Here is a 1264-nt window from a genome sequence, read left to right as displayed (position 1 = left end):
GTATTGATTGGGGCAGGATTAACAGGTCTTGCAGACACATCTAGATGTGTATAAGAGACAGTTACGCAGCTACGGCAGCAAGTTTAAGTAAGAAATTAGTACGGAGAAATTTTCAACCGATTATTTGTCAGAATTTAGAGGAAGCTAAAGAAAGAGCCTTAGAAAAAATTGATCAAAATCAATCTGTTGGTTTCGGCGGCTCGATCACTATAGAGCAATCTGGGATTATCGAAGAATTGTATCTGTCTCTTATACACATCTAGATGTGTATAAGAGACAGGGATCATAGCATATACATTGCCGTTAAAAGTGGTCCAATGTATTAATCCAAATAGAATACCTTGGATGAACAGCATGATTACTGTCTCTTATACACATCTAGATGTGTATAAGAGACAGCCTAGCACCATGTAAGGGATCATAGCATATACATTGCCGTTAAAAGTGGTCCAATGTATTAATCCAAATAGAATACCTTGGATGAACAGCATGATTACACGCAAAAATTTACTAGAAAATTTTCCTAATAGTAAATAGCGAAAAGTCAATTCTTCTGTAAAAGGAGCAATAAAAGGGATAATTGCAGCTAACACTGTCCAACTTGGATTAAGCGTTTGCGGAGAAGGAATTGTTGACGCACGAAGCTGTAGAAGTTCACTAGGAATCATTTCACGCGTAACCCGCAACAGTAAAAAAGCTACCGCAGTTAAAAAAATACTCATTAATAATCTAAGAAAAAGCCTCGATCGATAAAGATGCCATTGCTCTCTTAGAAAATCGTGAAACAAATAAATCGTAGCCACAAATCCAGTTAGAAAAAGCAGGGTTGATGCAAGCAGAGCAGTTTCGGGGCTTTTACCTAAATGAAGGGGTGGGAAAAGGCAGTCACCAATCAATAATTCTAATGGAATGATAAAAAGCCCCCACCAATGTTTTTTATTTGAAGCCATCTTTAACCCTCCATTCTTTTTTTATTTTAAAAAAATGGATGAAATGTGTAAAGCAATATGAAATAAGAATAATTTTGTTTGTGATTGTTTTGGTATACTAGCAGACCTGTCTCTTATACACATCTAGATGTGTATAAGAGACAGCTATAGAGCAATCTGGGATTATCGAAGAATTGTATCAACGCGGTCAAAAAATGATCGATCGAGAGAAAACGACTTCGCCAGAGGAGCGGCATCAAGTCATGAAACAAGCTTTAACAGCTGACTGCTTCTTGACGAGCATTAACGGCATCACCGAAGATGGGGTATTAGTC

General features: G+C 37.3%; 3 protein-coding genes. 2 read left to right on the top strand and 1 reads right to left on the bottom strand.

The genetic code is table 11. From position 1 onward, the window contains the following. The first annotated feature begins 44 nt into the window (after nt 1-44). Complete coding sequence (locus tag A5875_RS23100; protein ID WP_141108394.1) at nt 45-263, top strand: LUD domain-containing protein; 219 nt, start codon at nt 45-47, stop codon at nt 261-263. A gap of 105 nt (nt 264-368) precedes the next feature. On the opposite strand, the gene A5875_RS23095 is transcribed toward A5875_RS23100, so the two are convergent. Next, entirely contained in the window at nt 369-950 is a 582-nt protein-coding gene (locus A5875_RS23095; RefSeq protein WP_088935939.1) for a CPBP family intramembrane glutamic endopeptidase, read from the bottom strand. A 146-nt stretch (nt 951-1096) separates the two neighbouring features. On the opposite strand from A5875_RS23095, the gene A5875_RS23090 reads away from it, so the two are divergent. Further along, a partial coding sequence (locus tag A5875_RS23090; protein WP_176244799.1) for an LUD domain-containing protein occupies nt 1097-1264 on the top strand: 168 nt, incomplete at its 3' end.

The sequence above is a fragment of the Enterococcus sp. 3H8_DIV0648 genome, from assembly GCF_002140655.1.
GTDB lineage: Bacteria > Bacillota > Bacilli > Lactobacillales > Enterococcaceae > Enterococcus_A > Enterococcus_A hulanensis.
This window is presented reverse-complemented; position numbering and strand designations above follow the sequence as displayed.

Bases quoted from the DNA above. Each gene is read 5' to 3' on its own strand.
- A5875_RS23095 (WP_088935939.1), bottom strand. From the start codon at position 950: ATGGCTTCAAATAAAAAACATTGGTGGGGGCTTTTTATCATTCCATTA.
- A5875_RS23100 (WP_141108394.1), top strand. From the start codon at position 45: ATGTGTATAAGAGACAGTTACGCAGCTACGGCAGCAAGTTTAAGTAAG.